Raw genomic sequence first — 16,838 nt, 5'->3', positions numbered from 1 at the left:
ATATTTTGCGGGCCTGAACCGGCCCAAAAGCGCAGGGCTTAGGCCAGCTCGACTTCAGCGCCAGCTGCTTCCAGCTTGGCTTTGACGTCTTCTGCTTCGGCTTTGTCCACGCCTTCTTTGATCTTGCCGCCAGCTTCGACCAGTTCTTTGGCTTCTTTCAGGCCAAGACCGGTGATGCCGCGAACTTCTTTGATGACGTTGATTTTCGAAGCGCCAGCGTTCTTCAGAACGACGTCGAACTCGGTTTTCTCTTCAGCAGCTGCGCCAGCGTCGCCAGCAGGACCAGCCATCATCACTGCGCCGCCAGCGGCGGGCTCGATGCCATACTCGTCTTTGAGGATGGTTTTCAGTTCTTGTGCTTCGAGAAGGGTCAGACCCACGATCTCTTCAGCAAGTTTTTTCAGATCAGCCATTTGACTTCTTTCCGTTATTAGATGTGTTCCAACGTGAGGCGGTGTTCCGCTACACGGGGCTCAGATTGCTTAAGCAGCCTTGTCCTCGATTGTGGACAAGATGGATGCGATGTTCGAAGCAGGCGCGCCAATGGCCCCGGCAATGTTCGCAGCAGGTGCACCAATACAGCCAACGATCGAAGCAATAAGCTCGTCACGTGACGGCATGGCGGCAACGGCTTTGATACCGGCCAGATCCAGAGTGGTCTCGCCCATAGCACCACCAAGGATCACGAGCTTCTCGTTATCTTTGGCGTACTTATCCATGACCTTGGCCGCAGCCACAGGGTCTTCGGAATAGGCAAGAACAGTCATGCCCGAAAGAAGCTCAGCGATCGAAGCGACCGACTTGTCTTCCAAGGCGATTTTGGCGAGCTTGTTCTTGGCAACACGCACCGACCCGCCAGCTTCGCGCATTTGCGAACGCAGGTCCTGCATCTCGGCAACCGTGAGACCCGCGTAGTGGGCAACCACTACTACGCCAGAGCTTTCGAAGATCTGGCCGAGTTCCTCGACCACTTTCTCTTTCTGGGCTCTATCCACAGTTTTACTCCAAGTGTGGAGGGTCAGACCCTCCGGCTCATATTTCACCAGATTTTCAGAGAAAACCCGGCAATCGGGTCCGTTGTACGGGTCCTTCGCAAAATCGCCTCAAGGCCAAGTGGCCGCGAGAATTCTTTTGTTCATTTCCCATCTCAGGCAGGAATTATGACCCATGTGCGCGGTCGCTTTTCAGCTTGGCCCACCAGCGTCACCCACCGTCTCGGACGAAACGCAAAACAGCGCACGACGAATCGCACGCTGAGCTGCAGGGGTTACTTAGGATGTTTGGGGGGGATTTCCAAGCGAATAATAGTGCACGGGATAACCGCCAGCAGGGCAAGCGCTCAATCAAGTGATATAGGCGTGCCTATATCTGCGCTCAACCATCCGAAGCACGCAATTGGCGCTGAAACCGTCGTCTGTCCCGAAACGAGTATACGGGCCAATCGATCAGATCGTACGGTGATATATGCATCCGGTGCGTTTCGATACCCAACTTCCACACGATATATCCCAGCGTCACTTGGTCACGCGGGCAATGGGTAAGGAAAAGATCCCACCATGCGCTATTCAACTTGTCCGTATGTTCACACCCCATCTTTTGGATCATCATCGTATTCACAAATAGACCTTGTCGTCGCGGAAAACCTTGCTCACGAAACAGCGCTCTCAAATGCTCTAGCTGTTCTTTGCTGACCATTTTTTTGTCAAAACACACCCTCAGTTCACGCCATGCACAATCTCGGTTGGGATGCTCGAACAAGTAACGGCCAGCAGGCGCATTGCCTTTATGTTGGTCGTCGATATCCGAAACAATTTCATTCGGGTCACATTTGAGCTGCGCCCTATTATCTACATACATTACCCAGTCGTATTCGGCGAAAAACAGATGGGGTTGAATCTTGGGCTTGCGGGATATCAGGGCTGGTCCCAGACCATAGTCATCCAAATGAACAACTTTGGCCCCAGGGTAAATAAGGTCGCGCTGATCGGTAAAGATCACCCTGTCGTAGGCACCCCCGACCCCCATACTTTTGACATTCAAAGGTTCATGCTGCCCAAAGTAGCAAGAATAGACAACGACCCTGTTGATTGGATCTGCAACCGGCGAACCGACCCTGTCTGTCACTTCTTTCTCCGGAAGATCACAGTCCGGATAGGAAAGCGCTTGTGGCGTCCGCCGTCTATCACTTCGACGACCACACCAAGGTCGGCAAGTTCGGCGTTTAAAAGATCAACAAGACCCTCCTCGCTGATTCCAAATGGATCCAACGGATTGACGCGATCAACCTGATAATTCCAGCCGTGGTCGAGCAATAAGAAACCGCCTGGCTTTAAGCAACTCGCCCAATTTCGAAATGCCATCTTCGGATCAAAGCTGTGGTCCCATGAATTGGAGTAAACGAAGTCTTTTGCGCTCACCCATTCGTCTTTCACTTCGTGAAAATCCCACTGGATCGTATGTGGAAACTCGGTCGCTGTATCGGAAATTTCGGTTCCAAAAACGTCTGACCCATCACCCAAATGGGCCATAAACCATGTTTGTTCATAGCCTTGGCGCGTGCCGTGGCAGATACCATTCTTTGTTTCCTCACCATTCGCCTTCAAATACTTCGCCAGTATTTCGATGTGTTCTTCAGGAACCCATTGGTTTTGGATCTTGATTTTATTGCCCAACGTCTGAGCTTCTTTGTAGAGCTCGTAATCGAATTTGCCATCCGTTTCATATTTCAGCAACTTCATGCCGTCGGCGCTTTCAACTTCGGCATTGGCCAAGCGTTCTGCCACCAGCTGTTTAAACTGGTGCCGCATTTGACGGCGTTCTCTACTCATATCAACTCCTGAATTACTAATTTCACATCTGTTTGCCATCAAGACTATACCAGCCTGCGTAGGCGGGATAAATCATTTCGGCTCTTCTTTGCTGAATTCAATCGGTTCGCGTGTCGCAAAAAAGAGGTTGAAAATCTGCTCACTTCGAACGTCCCAAATTACGGACAATGGTGCGAAAAGCTAGCCTTTCCTCTGGCTGCTTTTTCAACTTCCCCTCCGCAAGTGCGTGGCCAAATTTTTCTATGAAGATATGCGGAGCATGAGGTGAAAGCTCGATCAACTGTGGCGCGGGGTACTGCCACCATTCTGTAGCCAGGAGTGCCTCCACTGTTTGCTCATCAAACCTCATGCGAATTAGTTTTGCCGGCAATCCGCCGACAATCGCATAGGGCGGTACATCTTTTGTTACGGTCGCACCACCCGCGATCACAGCGCCATTTCCAATTCTAACGCCAGCTCGAATGCTGACATTTCCGCCGATCCAGACATCATGACCGATGGTCACGTCGGCGCTTTCCTCTTCGAATGGGACCACGTGTTCGAACCCTTCACGGCTTCCGCCCCATTCGCGAAATTTTCTGTTGGAATAGAAAACTGGACTGCTGGAAACCCTGTCAGTCGGGTGAGTATTGGTGATCAGGTTCAGTCCGGTCCCAATCGAGCAATAGCGACCTATCCATGAAATGCCCCGGCAAAAACTATGCGAATAACTATAGGCACCCAATGGCATGATGCCGGATGGGGAATGATTGGAATACCTCTCTAGCGGATGGGGCGTGTCGGGAAGCCTGATTTCTTCAGCACCTTTTGAAGCGTGAATTTTTATTCCCCGCTTATTCAGCTGGGCAAGCTGCGCTCTGCTAAGAGTAATGCTCAATCGAACCCCATCAACTGCTATTGACCAAGTGCGCTGCCTGAAGGCTAGGCCAGCAGATACACTAGGTAAACTCAACCCCAAACCGTCTAAAGCAAAAAGCCCCGCGTGTATATCGCGGGGCTTTTGAATTTCTTGGTTTGATTGCGGCTCAGTTGCCAGTCGCGTTGTCCACCGAGATGGTGATGCCCGGACCCATGGTCGAGCTCAGCGCGATTTTCTTCATATAGGTGCCTTTGGCGCCGGTTGGTTTGGCCTTCTGAACGGCCTCGACGAAGGCGCGCACGTTCTCAACCAGTTTGGCTTCGTCAAACGACGCCTTGCCAAGGCCAGCGTGAACCACGCCTCCTTTTTCAGCTTTGAACTGGACTTCGCCGCCTTTAGCAGCTTCAACAGCTTCCTTAACGTCCATCGTTACGGTGCCAACCTTCGGGTTTGGCATCAGGTTGCGTGGGCCAAGAACTTTACCCAAACGACCAACGATCGGCATCATGTCCGGTGTTGCAATGCAACGATCGAACTCGATTGTGCCACCTTGAATGGCTTCCATCAGGTCTTCTGCACCAACGATGTCTGCACCAGCTGCCTGAGCTTCTTCAGCCTTCGGGCCACGAGCAAACACAGCAACGCGCATGGTTTTGCCGGTGCCGTTTGGCAGGCCGATCACACCGCGGACCATTTGGTCTGCATGGCGTGTATCAACACCCAGCGACATTGCGATTTCGATGGTTTCGTCGAATTTAGCTTTCGCATTGCCTTTAACCAGCGCAACAGCTTCTTCAACAGAAAGGTTATCTTTGCCGGCGAATGCTTCGCGTGCGGCAGTGGTACGTTTTCCCAGTTTTGCCATCTTACTTCACCTCAATGCCCATAGACCGGGCAGAGCCCAGAACGATCAACATCGCAGCTTCGATGTCATTCGCGTTCAGATCTTTCATTTTTGCTTCGGCGATTTCTTTCACCTGAGCAGCGGTCACCGAACCTACGGTTTCATGGCCGGGCTTGTTGGCACCAGATTTCAGGCCAGCAGCCTTGATCAGGAAATAAGACGCAGGTGGCGTCTTGATGTCCATGGTGAAAGACTTGTCCTGATAATAAGTGATCACGGTCGGGCACGGCGCACCGGCCTCCATTTCCTGCGTCTTGGCGTTGAACGCCTTGCAGAATTCCATGATGTTGATGCCGCGCTGACCCAGTGCGGGGCCGACGGGGGGGCTGGGGTTGGCTTGACCTGCAGGAACCTGCAGCTTCATCGTGCCAGCTACTTTTTTAGCCATTTGGCTTCTCCTTTAACAACAGCTTTGGGACGCGTCCCGCAGCCTTCCATTGTCGTGGTCTGGATTAGGGATCGCGATCCCTGCCCCTCCCACGCCCGCCCGACTGGGCGATTTACGCGTCAGGCCTGTTTGGTGACCTGCGTGTATTCCAGTTCGACCGGGGTTGCCCGGCCAAAGATCGACACCGTCACCTTCAGGCGCTGGTTGTCATCATCCACATCCTCGACCATCCCGTCGAAGCCTTCGAACGGTCCGTCTGTTACGGCAACCTTCTCACCCACTTCAAAGTGGATCAGGGTGCGCGGCGCATCGACACCTTCTTCAACGCGGTTCAGGATCGCGTTCACTTCGGCATCGCGCATCGGCATCGGGCGACCTTGCGGACCCAGAAAGCCAGTGACGCGGTTGATCGATGTGATCAGATGATATCCTTCGTCCGACATTTCCATATGCACCAGTACATAGCCGGGCATGAAGCGGCGTTCAGTGGTCACCTTCTTGCCACGACGAACCTCGATCACCTCTTCGGTGGGGACCAAAACTTCGTCGATTTCCTCGCCAAGACCTTTTTCTTCGACCGAGGTCTTGATCTGCTCGGCAATCTTCTTTTCGAAGTTCGAGAGCACGCTCACCGAATACCACCGTTTCGCCATATCAGCCTCTGCCTTCTTGCGCCCAATGGGCCATTCAAAATCCGTTTCCGGGAACAAAAAAGCGGCGTGTAACTCGAATCGCCACACGCCCGTCCCGAAGTGTCGCCCGAACTACCCCTGATACGTGTTCATTTCAAGGGGTCAGGCAAAAACTCAGCCAAACAGGCCAAGCACAGCAGACAGGCCGCTGCGAATACCCAAATCCACGAGCGAGAAGAACAGTGCCGTCAAAGCGGCCAGCACAAAGACCATACCTGTGGTCAGAAGCACCTCGCGGCGGGTTGGCCATGTCACTTTGGACACTTCGGCGCGCACCTGCTGGATGAATTGCAGCGGATTGGTCATATCGTCTCTCAGCCTCTCATGAGTCAGGCGGTCAATTACGCAATGCGCGCGGGGTTTTCAAGCCTCGTCGGTCCTGCGCCTCAACTATTAAGCCGAAAAGACGCGGTCAGGGTCAACGATGCGGTGGAAATGGCAGGGGCACACAGACTCGAACTGTGGGCCTACGGTTTTGGAGACCGTCGCTCTACCAACTGAGCTATACCCCTAGGACCGAGGGTGGGATTACGGCAAGGCGCGGCGATTTTCAAGCGCTTTCAGCGGCTGTCGGCGAAGAAATCAATCCAAGCTTAAAACTTCGGCTGTTTACCTACCAAGCGATGCGGTAACACGGAAACAAGATGATACGAGACATCAACGAGTTTAAGGCCGCCCCCTGGCGCGTGATCGGTCGTGCCGAGATGGAGCAGTCCATGAGCGTGCCAACCATGTTGGCCCCACGTGAGCAGAAATTGTACTATTGGCTGACGTCGCACTGGACCAATGACGTTGGCGCTGTGGTCGATCTGGGATGTTTCGTTGGCGGATCGACTGCCCGTCTGGCTGACGGGCATATGGACGCTGGCAAAAAGAACTGGATCCACGCCTACGACCGCTTCAAAGCAGATGAGCGAACAAAAGCATCCGAATTGTATCGAAAGGGCATTGCCGAGTTCAAAGGCACGAACACTTATTGGTTGGCACGCGACCTTTTAGAGCCTTGGGAAGACTGTGTCACCCTGCATCGCGGTGACATCATGACCAAAACATGGGACGGTTCACCCATTGAACTGCTGGTCATGGATGCGGCCAAATCTGCTGACGCCACCGACGGCATTGCCGAAAGGTTCTTTCCATCCTTGATACCCGGCCAGTCATTGGTTGTGCAGCAGGACTATTTTCATTGGCGGTTGCCCTGGATCCCGGTTCAGATGCATTTGATGAAAGATTGGTTCCGACCGGTGGCTTTCTGCCCGGATGATACTGTGATCTTTCAGAACACCCGACAGATAGATGACGAAGCGTTGAGGGTTGGCAAAGTCAGCAACCTAGACGATGACGCGCTCATAGACTACCTGACCGAAGTTCAGCCGCTGGCCCGAAGTTGGCGCAAGAAACAGCGTATCTATCGGATGAAACGAGCTATCAAAGCCAATCCGGGGGTGCGGACGGGTCACAGGATGGGCGATCCTGATAAGTAGTCGGTTTTTTCGTTGTTGAGTGGGGCCCTAAGACGCAACCTTAACATCTGCATCCAGAAACAACCGTTCTGAGTGATATTTGCCGCGCATTAGAAACCCGTCTGACTGCACCTCTGGATACAATTCGGCCCAATCTCGATAACGGTCGTTTGTCACCACTATGGCCTTTAGTTTGCGGGCCTCACGCAAGATTGCTTCATCCGCGATTGTTCCTTTGGGCACGACAGTGACTGACGCGGTCTGCAACCTCAGTATATTTTCAAAATCGCGATCGTGTAAGTATCGTCCGCAAAGAAGGTACCCTGCATTTGCATCAAAAAAGACGCGGGGAGAAAAGCCAAGTTCTGACAATCGTCGTGTAACAGCGCGCAATGGATCAACACTAGGTTCGCCGTTAACCCAATACATAACATTCGATCCGTCGATGATCGCCCAGACTTTCGGTTGCTTCGGCCGCCTTGATTGTTTCGGCTTTGGTTGCGCCTGTTTTTGATACAGCTGGAGCAGCAAAAACAAGCTTGCCAGCGCGATTGGCAGCGAGATCAAGACGAAGTCTGTCCAAGCCGGCTCTAGAAATGCGAAAATTGTGAAGAAAAAAGACAGAAATGAAACAACGAACAAGAACAGCAAGATTGAGCGCCTTAAAATATATGTTGGGGCAATTGCTATACCATAGATAGAACGCCAGTTGACATAAAGACCCCAAAACCAAAGGGCCGCTCGATTGAGCGGCCCTTCTGCTTTGCAGTAAAGCGCTCGGCAGATTTGGCGTCGCTGCCAAATCGCCGGTCGCTGTAAGAACGCGTGGCGGTCTTACTCGATAATTTTCGACACAACGCCCGAGCCGACGGTGCGGCCGCCTTCGCGGATCGCGAAGCGCAGGCCGTCTTCCATCGCGATCGGCGCGATCAGCTCAACGCCGAACTTCAGGTTGTCGCCCGGCATAACCATCTCGGTGCCCGACGGCAGCTCAACAGTCCCGGTCACGTCGGTCGTGCGGAAGTAGAACTGAGGACGGTAGTTCGCGAAGAACGGCGTGTGACGGCCACCCTCTTCCTTGGTCAGGATATAGACCTCGGCTTCGAACTTCGTGTGCGGGTTCACCGAACCTGGCTTACACAGAACCTGGCCACGCTCAACCGCTTCACGGTCGATGCCGCGCAACAGAACGCCAACGTTGTCGCCTGCTTCACCGCGATCCAGCAGCTTGCGGAACATTTCAACGCCGGTACAGGTCGTTTTCTGGGTCGCCTTGATGCCAACGATTTCAATCTCGTCGCCAACATTCACAACGCCACGCTCAATACGACCGGTGACAACCGTACCGCGGCCCGAGATCGAGAACACGTCTTCGATCGGCAGCAGGAACGCGCCGTCAACAGGACGGGCCGGGGTCGGGATGAACTCGTCCACAGCCGCCATCAGCTTGCGGATCGACTCTTCGCCAATGTTTTCGTCACGGCCTTCCAGAGCGGCCAGAGCCGAACCCGGAATGACAGGGATGTCGTCGCCAGGGTAACCGTATTCGGTCAGAAGCTCACGGATCTCCATCTCAACCAGCTCAAGAAGCTCGTCGTCGTCAACCTGATCAACCTTGTTCATGTAGACAACCATGGTCGGGATACCAACCTGGCGGCCCAGCAGAATGTGCTCGCGGGTCTGCGGCATCGGGCCGTCAGCAGCGTTCACAACCAGGATCGCGCCGTCCATCTGCGCCGCACCGGTGATCATGTTCTTCACATAGTCAGCGTGGCCGGGGCAGTCGACGTGGGCGTAGTGACGCGCGTCGGTCTCATACTCAACATGCGCCGTCGAGATCGTGATCCCGCGGGCTTTCTCTTCCGGCGCGCCGTCAATCTGATCATACGCTTTGAAATCGCCAAAATACTTGGTGATCGCTGCCGTCAAGGTCGTCTTGCCGTGGTCAACGTGGCCAATCGTGCCAATGTTGACGTGCGGTTTGTTACGCGCAAACTTTTCCTTAGCCATGTGCCAAAAGCCTCTTGTCTGGGCGGGTTCCGCCGAACCCGGGTTCAATATCGCGCGCTGACTACTCGTTCACGCAAAGAAAATCAAGACTTCCCTCGCGTGGATTGGCGGGAAAGCAACTATTGTTTCATTTGGGATTCGCGAAACGGCTGCAAAGCCTTACAACAGGAGCCTATTCGCCGTCAGGCCAGACTTTCTTGTCCAGACTGTCGGGGTCTGATTGCCGTGGGGAAGCGCTTCCGCATACCGTCTGCAACGCCTGCCACTCCACATCGTTCAGAACAGAGCCGTAGTCGCGGCCATCTACGACAGCCGCCTGCGCAGCTGCAATCCGTGCCCCCATTTGTGGATGGGACATAAAATGCGCAATGATCCCTTCTGCGTCACCGTGTTCGTCAAGCAAGCGCTCAAACATCGTGCCCAGCGCGGCGGGTGAAACACCAGCCGTATCCAGAAGGTCATGTGCATAGTCATCCGCAGTGGTTTCAGCCGATTGGCTATAGGACGCGTTGATCAACTGGTTCGCCAAAAACAACGTAATTGTTCCACCTGCAAAGTCGCCGAACAACAGGCCCAGGACGCCAAGCGAACCCGCCGAGCGCAGTGCATCACGGGTCGGGTCACGGTTCACAACATGCCCAATTTCATGGGCCAGCACGGCGGCAACCTCTTCTGGATTATCGGCTTGGTCAATCAATCCACGGAAAAAGACAATGCGACCACCCGGCAAGGCAAAAGCATTGACCATATCGTGGTCAAGGATGTGGATCTGCACGTCATAAGGTAAATCAGGCGTCGGGTTCAGACGATCATACATCGCCCGCATTGCCGCATTGCCGTCATCCCCTTCGCAGATCGCTGTGCTGCCCAACCCGGTTTCATCCAGTGCCATCCGGATTTGTTCGAAAGTAGTGTCACCCAAGGCTTTCTCGCCTTCAGCGGGCAGCAATACCGCAAGCTGCGCAGCCATCACAGGAACAAGGAAAAAGATGATCACCGCGACAGCCGCCGCAGCGCCGCCAGCCCACACTGCAAGCATTGACATCGGAATGGATCGGTCGCGTTTTTTTAGGTGGGGCGCACGCGATTGGATCTGCGTGCGCAATTCGCTGTCTCGCAGATAAAGTCTTGCCACCATGTTTCCCGCGCGCCTGATTACCAGCGCATCTTTTTCAGCCTGATCTGGCAAGCGTCTCAGGTCGGCCCATCGCCAGACAAGTGGCTGACCATCCGGCAACAACAACTCTACCCCGTCAGGCACCACACGCACCGATACCCGCGTCAGCACGGCACGCTCCCCGGCGACAAAATCGGCAAAACCCGATGGCTGCTTCAGCGTTTGGGTCAAATCGCTGCCCCCACATCCAAGGCTTCAGCAAATCCTTCGGCTTCGGCAAACTCATCCCGGTCACGCTGCGTGATCAGGTGCAGATCTTCAGCATTCACGATCTGCGTCACCTCGGCGAAATGCGCCGCGATGGGTAGCGTGATCCAGGCATGGGTCATCGCCCGGTAGCCAAGGAAGATGCAGAAATAGGCCAGAACCAGCATCGGCGCGCTGGCAGCCAGAACAGGTTCTATTTGTTCAATGTTTTCGACGTCGAACCCTGTTCCGGCGATAAGAAAAACGGCAACGCCCATAATCACCAGAATTAGCCCGGTAAAAACCAGATAGATTAGGAACCAACCCAGCGCATATATGCCCACAATGGTCCAGGGTTGCGGCGCAGTTTGAAATCGCATCGATCCAAGCTCTTTGGCTTCGGTCATGCGCTTGAAGCTGTCAGCCTGCCAATAGGCCAACCCATAAACCAACCAAGGCCCAGTCAGCGCGAACATCGCGAACCAAGCCGGGTTCTCGGCCATCACGCCCATCCCGCCAGCCACGGTTGACAGACCGAGAGGGTAATAGATGTGCTTCATCGACCCAAATAGCAGGCCGCGACGCCCACCTTGAACGAAGACCTGATCGCCATAATAGGTGTGGCCAACCTTGTATTTCTCCAGCCAAAGTGTGGTCAGTGGCCAGGTCAGGCCCACGGTCAACGCGGCCAGCACCCAATGCAATATGGCCCGCCAAGCATAGCCCCAGGCGCCCGGCTCTAATCCGAACCGGATGCCCCGCCAGCGCGTGCGGGCCAGAATGTACCGGCGCGCGCGATACTGCGCGAAAAATATGATCGGTGCCAAACCGACAAAACTCAGGAAATAGGCTGCGACGTTACCTTTGAACAACGCGAAACTGAAATACATCAGGATCAGATTCACGACGCCGATATAAAAGGCCATGAACACCACAGCGACCAAAAACCCCAGAAGCTTTTCAAGCGGGTCGCCAACATATTCCAAGGGGATGCCGCCGGGGCGAATGGCGCTCCAGTAATAACGGCGCAAACGGGTTTTGGCCCAGAAGCGATAGAAGCCCAGCGTCAGGATTGTCAAAACGCCTGTCTTCAGCGCCAACCCCAGCATTGGGCCCTTTCGACCCGAATAGGATATCTTCAATCTACTTGCCGGCATCGATCAATCGAATTTGTTGTCGCGCGGGAAGCCGTGAGGCGGGGCCTTGCCAACGCCAGCGCGTTTGCCCAGCCAAGGTGACATGTCGGCCTCGGTTCTGGTGCGGTCACCGGTAGCGGGCCACGACAGGCCAACGTCCAGATCAAAAGTCTTGAGGTCCGACAGGCCGCCATCCAACTCAAGCACGCCCTGCTTGCCCCGCGCGCTGTTGTATTTCTGAAGCCGCACACCCTTGCCGCGCGTCATCTCGTTGACCTCAGACACTGGGAACACCAGCAGCTTGCGGTTCTCGGACACGATCGCAACATGATCACCTTCGACCGGCTTGCAGATCTTGGCCCGCGCATCCCCTACGTTCAGCACCTGCTTTCCGTTCTTGGTTTGCGCCAGAACGTCGTCTTCGTTGACGATAAAACCGTTCCCTTCAGTCGACGCGACAAGCAATCGCCGTTTAGGCTGGTGAATGAACAGGTCCACGATCTCGGCCTCGTTGGGCAGATCGACCATCAGACGCAGCGGTTCGCCCATGCCACGCCCGCCCGGCAGGTTTGCCGCCGAAAGCGTGAAGAACTTGCCGTTGGAATCGAATACCAACAATTTGTCGGTAGTTTCTGCATGGAAAACAAATCGGGGGGCATCGCCATCGCGGAACTTCAGTTCCCGCAACAGATCAATGTGACCCGACATTGCCCTGATCCAACCCATTTGCGAGCACACAACGGTGATCGGTTCTTTCTCGATCATCGCTTCCAAGGGCACATCTTCAACTTCGCCCGCTTCCGCAAACTGTGTGCGCCGTGCGCCGCCTTCGTAGTTTTTGCCAAACAGTTTCTTGGTTTCTTTCAACTGCTCTGCAATCCGGGTCCATTGCAGGTCGCCACTTTCCAGAAGATCTTCGAGCGCCGCACGTTCTTCCATCAAGGTGTCACGTTCACGGACAAGCTCGATTTCTTCCAGGCGCCGCAAGCTGCGCAGCCGCATGTTCAGGATCGCGTCGGCCTGAACATCGGACAGTTCACCCTCACCGGGGGCGGGGCTGACATAGTCCGTTTCGTTCATGGCGCGAACGTGCTCCCGGCCCCAATCCTCGCGCATCAGCGCGGCTTTGGGGTCGTCATCATAGCGGATTATGTCGATCACGCGGTCGAGATTCAGGAAAGCGACAATGAAGCCTTCCAACACCTCAAGACGGTGATCAATCTTTTCCATCCGATGAACAGAGCGGCGCAACAGAACATCGCGCCGATGATCAAGGAAGGCGCGCAGCACCTCTTTCATCGAACATACTTTTGGCGTCACACCGTCGATCAACACGTTCATGTTCAAGCTGAACCGCGTTTCCAGATCCGAGTTGCGGAACATCAAGTTCATCAGAAGTTCGGCATCCACATTCTTTGATTTCGGCTCCAGCACGATGCGAATGTCGTCGGCGCTTTCATCACGAATGTCACCAAGAATAGGAACCTTCTTGGTCTGAATCAGTTCGGCAATTTTCTCGATCAGTTTCGATTTCTGAACCTGATACGGGATTTCCGTCACGACGATGTGCCACTGCCCGCGGCCCAAATCCTCGACGTCCCATTTACAACGCAGGCGGAACGACCCGCGCCCTGTGCGATAGGCTTGTGCGATATTCTCGGCGGGCTCGACAATGATGCCGCCAGTTGGGAAATCAGGGCCCGGCACATAGTTCAGAAGCGTGTCGTCCCGCGCATCCGGCACTTTGATCAGATGCAAACAGGCGTCGATCAGTTCAGCAATATTGTGAGGTGGAATATTGGTGGCCATGCCAACGGCAATGCCCGATGACCCATTAGCCAACAGATTCGGAAATTCGGCGGGTAAGACCAGCGGCTCGGTCAGGCGACCGTCGTAATTGTCGCGATAATCAACGGCGTTTTCGTCAAGACCGTTCAACATTGCCTCTGCAACGAAGGTCATCCGGGCTTCGGTGTAACGGCTTGCCGCGGGGTTATCTCCGTCAATATTTCCGAAGTTGCCTTGCCCATCGACCAGCGGGTAACGCACCGCGAAATCCTGTGCCAGACGCGCCATGGCGTCATAGATCGCAGCGTCGCCGTGGGGGTGGAAATCCCCCATCGTGTCACCGGAGATTTTGGCCGATTTCAAGAACTTACCGCCAGATGCCAGCTTCAGCCGTGACATCGCATAAAGGATGCGGCGATGCACCGGTTTCAACCCGTCACGCGCGTCAGGCAAGGCCCGATGCATAATTGTCGACAGTGCATAGGTCAGATAGCGATCACCGATGGCACGGCGAAGTGGCTCTGAAATAGAGGCGGACTTTATATTGCTGTCATCGGTCAAATCGGTCATAATTGATGTGTATCGAGTGCTGTCGGAAGGGTAAAGCTACTGCGGGAAGGGATGCCAATCTTTCCCCTAATATTTTAGAAGGCATGGTGTATTTTTTAACACCAAATCACGACCCTCTTATTGAAGCGCGGTTTCAATCGGAACTGCTTGGGGGTTTGAGCGTTAATAAATCGAACAGAAGATCGAAAAGATCTCGTCAAGAGTAATTGGTTGAAGGGGAAAATTGTGGGGATACTGAAATTAAGCTGCCTGACGATTGGTATCGTCGGCGCGTCGATGATGCATTTTGGACGGGATGGCGATCTGCCCGCCGACCGTATCGGACGTGAGCCAACAATCGCGCAAGATACAATCGTGCCGGTTTCTGCAACGCTGGATGCGGGCATTGCCGCATCGCCGGAAACTGCGGTTGGCGAAGTGATTGCGACGGCAAATGCTGCACCTGTTGCCGCGCCTGCGTCTTCATCTGGTTTGTCTGTCGTGCCCGTCACGCTGGCAAGTGCAGCTGCGCCGCAGTCACCAGCCGAAATCGCAGAGGCTGCCGCCCGTCAGATGGCGTCGAAAGTGGCTAAGCCAACACTTGCTGCCGCATCGAACGCCGCGTCGAACACCCAGCAAACTGTCTTTGTCAGCGGCAACACTGTAAACATGCGTGCGGGGCCAACCACAAGTCACGGCGTGGTCGCAAAGCTCACGCGGGGCACCGAAGTCATCGACATGGGCCCTGCTGGCGGTGGCTGGAGCCAAATCAAAGTTGTGGACACTGGAGCGCGCGGTTTTATGGCTTCAAGGTTCCTCGCGCCGCAACTCTGAGCGACCCAGCAGCATAATACAAACAGCATTCGACGACGCGCCCCATCAACAACGGCGCGTCGTTTTTCGTTGACCCCATCTTGTTCTGCCGACTTAGTGTCGTTTGCGCACAAACAGGGTAATTCGATGAACGTTTCAGGCAAATCCATTCTAATCACCGGCTGCTCGTCAGGCATTGGCTATGATGCAGCGCATACGCTTGCCAAACGTGGCTGGCGTGTCTTTGCAACCTGCCGGAAAGAGGCGGACTGCGCACGTCTGCGCGCGGATGGGTTGGAAAGCTTCATACTGGACCACGCCGACGAAGCCAGCATGGAAGCCGCAATGGCCGAGGTTTTGGATCGCACCGGCGGCACGCTGGATGCCCTGTTCAACAATGGCGCTTTTGCCACGCCGGGCGCGGTGGAAGACCTGCCGACGGATGCATTGCGCGCCATCTTCGAAACCAATTTTTTTGGCTACCATCATATGACGCGCCTCGCCCTTCCGGTCATGCGCGCACAAGGTCATGGCCGGGTCATCAACAACTCTTCGGTGCTGGGATTTGCCGCTATGCCGTGGCGCGGCGCGTATGTGTCCACAAAGTTCGCGTTGGAAGGGTTAACCGATACCCTGCGGCTTGAGATGCGCGGACAGCCAATTGATATCATTCTGATCGAGCCGGGTCCGATCACCACCAAGATCCGTGAAAACGCACAGCCGCATTTCGAACGCTGGATTGATTGGGAAAACAGCCCACGGCGCGGGCTTTACACGAAGCTGCGCGAACGGCTTTATGATGACAGCGGCACACTGGACACGTTCGAACTGCCCGCTTCAGCCGTGACCGACAAGCTGATCCACGCACTGGAAAGCAGCAACCCAAAGCCGCGCTACTACGTCACAACAGCCACCCGCATCGCCGGGATAGGACGCAGGCTGTTGTCGACGCGCATCGGCGACCGATTTACGCCAAAGGGTTAGGCGCGGCGGATTGCCCCTCGCTATTTGGTGCGTTGGGTATTATCTGGAACGCACCGATTGGCCCAAGGAAACAGCATGTTTGACGATCCTCTTTTTGCCCTTGTTGTCGTGGCTTGCGCCGCGGTTCTGATCATCCTTATGTTGGGCATCGGGTCCTTTGGGGTCGGCGGCAAGACCGCCCACAAGTATTCAAACAAGATGATGCGCTGGCGGGTCGCAGCACAAGCGATTGCGATCGCGCTGATCCTGTTGTTCGTCTGGCTGAGGGGAGGAAACGGCTGATGGTTGTCCTGAACAAGATTTATACCCGCACCGGTGATAAAGGTGAGACTGCTTTGGGCGACGGGTCCCGCGTGGCCAAGCATTCCGCCCGTGTGGACGCTTATGGCACAGTCGACGAAACCAACGCCACAATCGGTCTGGTTCGCCTTCACGCAGAAGGTGACATGGACGCAGCCCTTGCGCGCATCCAAAACGATCTGTTCGACCTGGGCGCAGACCTGTGCCGCCCACATATGGAAAAAGACGACGACGCGGAATATCCGCCCCTTCGCATGATCGACGCGCAAGTAGACCGGCTGGAGTCAGAGATTGACGCGATGAACAAAGTGCTGGAACCGCTGCGCAGTTTCATCCTGCCGGGTGGCTCTGCATTGGCGGCGCATTTGCATCTTGTGCGCACCGTCAGCCGCCGCGCTGAGCGGATGGCGACAGAGCTGGCAACACAAGAAGACGTCAATCCCGCAGCGATCAAATACCTGAACCGCCTTTCGGATTGGTGCTTTGTCGCAGCGCGGGTCGCAAATGACGACGGCAAAGCCGATGTGCTGTGGGTGCCGGGGGCCAATCGCTAACCCGACTTGCGCCTGTCAGCCATTCCACTGATTCCCGTCATTTTGAGCCCTCGCCGCTCATCAATGCAAAACACCCGGAATGCCGCAGAGCGGAAACATTCTCGCAATGAATCACCGCCAAAACAGAAAAACGCGGCGTCCTTTGCGCAGAACGTGACGATTTTGCGCTGTTTTCAGCGACCCCGACCCGGTAAACGGGAGAAGAAC

Annotated in this window: 19 protein-coding genes and 1 tRNA gene; 5 read left to right on the top strand and 15 right to left on the bottom strand. The window is 54.9% G+C overall.

Features of this window, described 5'->3' with window-relative positions:
* Nucleotides 1-38: 38 nt before the first annotated feature.
* From rplL to K3556_RS02125, 10 genes are all read right to left on the bottom strand, one after another.
* The gene (gene rplL, locus K3556_RS02170; protein ID WP_260518098.1) at nucleotides 39-413 is read right to left on the bottom strand and encodes a 50S ribosomal protein L7/L12; all 375 of its coding nucleotides are present in this window, start codon (nucleotides 411-413) and stop codon (nucleotides 39-41) included.
* A gap of 69 nt (nucleotides 414-482) precedes the next feature.
* Nucleotides 483-995 (bottom strand): 50S ribosomal protein L10, encoded by a 513-nt coding sequence (gene rplJ / locus K3556_RS02165; RefSeq protein ID WP_260518097.1) that lies wholly within the window; start codon nucleotides 993-995, stop codon nucleotides 483-485.
* 379 nt (nucleotides 996-1,374) lie between these two features.
* Entirely contained in the window at nucleotides 1,375-2,124 is a 750-nt protein-coding gene (locus K3556_RS02160) for a hypothetical protein (RefSeq protein WP_260518096.1), read from the bottom strand.
* Nucleotides 2,121-2,828: a class I SAM-dependent methyltransferase gene (locus K3556_RS02155; protein WP_260518095.1), complete on the bottom strand. Its 708-nt coding sequence runs from the start codon at nucleotides 2,826-2,828 to the stop codon at nucleotides 2,121-2,123. The genes K3556_RS02160 and K3556_RS02155 overlap by 4 nt, the downstream gene beginning before the upstream one ends.
* A 139-nt stretch (nucleotides 2,829-2,967) precedes the next feature.
* On the bottom strand, nucleotides 2,968-3,705 hold the full coding sequence (locus K3556_RS02150) for a CatB-related O-acetyltransferase (RefSeq protein WP_260518094.1): 738 nt from the start codon (nucleotides 3,703-3,705) through the stop codon (nucleotides 2,968-2,970).
* A gap of 148 nt (nucleotides 3,706-3,853) precedes the next feature.
* Complete coding sequence (gene rplA, locus K3556_RS02145) at nucleotides 3,854-4,552, bottom strand: 50S ribosomal protein L1 (RefSeq protein WP_260518093.1); 699 nt, start codon at nucleotides 4,550-4,552, stop codon at nucleotides 3,854-3,856.
* Between the two features lies 1 nt (nucleotide 4,553).
* Nucleotides 4,554-4,979, bottom strand: a complete 426-nt coding sequence (rplK, locus tag K3556_RS02140; RefSeq protein ID WP_260518092.1) for a 50S ribosomal protein L11 — start codon at nucleotides 4,977-4,979, stop codon at nucleotides 4,554-4,556.
* Nucleotides 4,980-5,098: 119 nt separating this feature from the next.
* Nucleotides 5,099-5,632, bottom strand: coding sequence for a transcription termination/antitermination protein NusG (nusG, locus tag K3556_RS02135; protein WP_260518091.1), 534 nt, complete (start codon nucleotides 5,630-5,632; stop codon nucleotides 5,099-5,101).
* A gap of 153 nt (nucleotides 5,633-5,785) precedes the next feature.
* A complete protein-coding gene (gene secE, locus K3556_RS02130; RefSeq protein WP_248370368.1) occupies nucleotides 5,786-5,977 on the bottom strand; it encodes a preprotein translocase subunit SecE in 192 nt (63 codons plus the stop codon).
* 130 nt (nucleotides 5,978-6,107) lie between these two features.
* Nucleotides 6,108-6,183: transfer RNA gene (locus K3556_RS02125), tRNA-Trp, on the bottom strand.
* A 132-nt stretch (nucleotides 6,184-6,315) separates the two neighbouring features.
* Here K3556_RS02125 and K3556_RS02120 point away from each other — a divergent pair.
* Nucleotides 6,316-7,155 carry a hypothetical protein gene (locus K3556_RS02120; protein WP_260518090.1) on the top strand — a complete coding sequence of 280 codons (840 nt, stop codon included), beginning with the start codon at nucleotides 6,316-6,318 and terminating at the stop codon, nucleotides 7,153-7,155.
* A gap of 27 nt (nucleotides 7,156-7,182) precedes the next feature.
* Here K3556_RS02120 and K3556_RS02115 read toward each other — a convergent pair whose 3' ends face one another.
* The 5 genes from K3556_RS02115 to parC all read right to left on the bottom strand — a co-directional run bounded on the left by K3556_RS02115 (nucleotide 7,183) and on the right by parC (nucleotide 14,001).
* Complete coding sequence (locus tag K3556_RS02115; RefSeq protein WP_260518089.1) at nucleotides 7,183-7,785, bottom strand: NYN domain-containing protein; 603 nt, start codon at nucleotides 7,783-7,785, stop codon at nucleotides 7,183-7,185.
* A 183-nt stretch (nucleotides 7,786-7,968) separates the two neighbouring features.
* Nucleotides 7,969-9,144 (bottom strand): elongation factor Tu, encoded by a 1,176-nt coding sequence (gene tuf / locus K3556_RS02110; RefSeq protein ID WP_260518088.1) that lies wholly within the window; start codon nucleotides 9,142-9,144, stop codon nucleotides 7,969-7,971.
* Between the two features lie 172 nt (nucleotides 9,145-9,316).
* A complete protein-coding gene (locus K3556_RS02105) occupies nucleotides 9,317-10,492 on the bottom strand; it encodes a M48 family metallopeptidase (protein WP_260518087.1) in 1,176 nt (391 codons plus the stop codon).
* Nucleotides 10,489-11,616, bottom strand: a complete 1,128-nt coding sequence (locus tag K3556_RS02100; protein ID WP_260518086.1) for a YjgN family protein — start codon at nucleotides 11,614-11,616, stop codon at nucleotides 10,489-10,491. Before K3556_RS02100 ends, K3556_RS02105 begins: the two co-directional genes overlap by 4 nt.
* A gap of 51 nt (nucleotides 11,617-11,667) precedes the next feature.
* Nucleotides 11,668-14,001 (bottom strand): DNA topoisomerase IV subunit A, encoded by a 2,334-nt coding sequence (gene parC, locus K3556_RS02095; RefSeq protein WP_260518085.1) that lies wholly within the window; start codon nucleotides 13,999-14,001, stop codon nucleotides 11,668-11,670.
* Between the two features lie 225 nt (nucleotides 14,002-14,226).
* On the opposite strand from parC, the gene K3556_RS02090 reads away from it, so the two are divergent.
* The 4 genes from K3556_RS02090 to K3556_RS02075 all read left to right on the top strand — a co-directional run bounded on the left by K3556_RS02090 (nucleotide 14,227) and on the right by K3556_RS02075 (nucleotide 16,631).
* Nucleotides 14,227-14,814, top strand: coding sequence for an SH3 domain-containing protein (locus K3556_RS02090; protein WP_260518084.1), 588 nt, complete (start codon nucleotides 14,227-14,229; stop codon nucleotides 14,812-14,814).
* A 126-nt stretch (nucleotides 14,815-14,940) separates the two neighbouring features.
* The gene (locus K3556_RS02085; RefSeq protein ID WP_260518083.1) at nucleotides 14,941-15,777 is read left to right on the top strand and encodes an SDR family NAD(P)-dependent oxidoreductase; all 837 of its coding nucleotides are present in this window, start codon (nucleotides 14,941-14,943) and stop codon (nucleotides 15,775-15,777) included.
* A 75-nt stretch (nucleotides 15,778-15,852) separates the two neighbouring features.
* Nucleotides 15,853-16,059 carry a twin transmembrane helix small protein gene (locus tag K3556_RS02080; protein ID WP_260518082.1) on the top strand — a complete coding sequence of 69 codons (207 nt, stop codon included), beginning with the start codon at nucleotides 15,853-15,855 and terminating at the stop codon, nucleotides 16,057-16,059.
* A complete protein-coding gene (locus K3556_RS02075; RefSeq protein ID WP_260518081.1) occupies nucleotides 16,059-16,631 on the top strand; it encodes a cob(I)yrinic acid a,c-diamide adenosyltransferase in 573 nt (190 codons plus the stop codon). The genes K3556_RS02080 and K3556_RS02075 overlap by 1 nt, the downstream gene beginning before the upstream one ends.
* Nucleotides 16,632-16,838 lie beyond the last annotated feature (207 nt).

It is taken from the genome of Aliiroseovarius sp. M344, from assembly GCF_025140835.1.
Lineage (GTDB): Bacteria > Pseudomonadota > Alphaproteobacteria > Rhodobacterales > Rhodobacteraceae > Aliiroseovarius.
The sequence above is the reverse complement of the archived record's forward strand: the minus strand, read 5'-3'. Positions and strand labels throughout refer to the sequence as shown.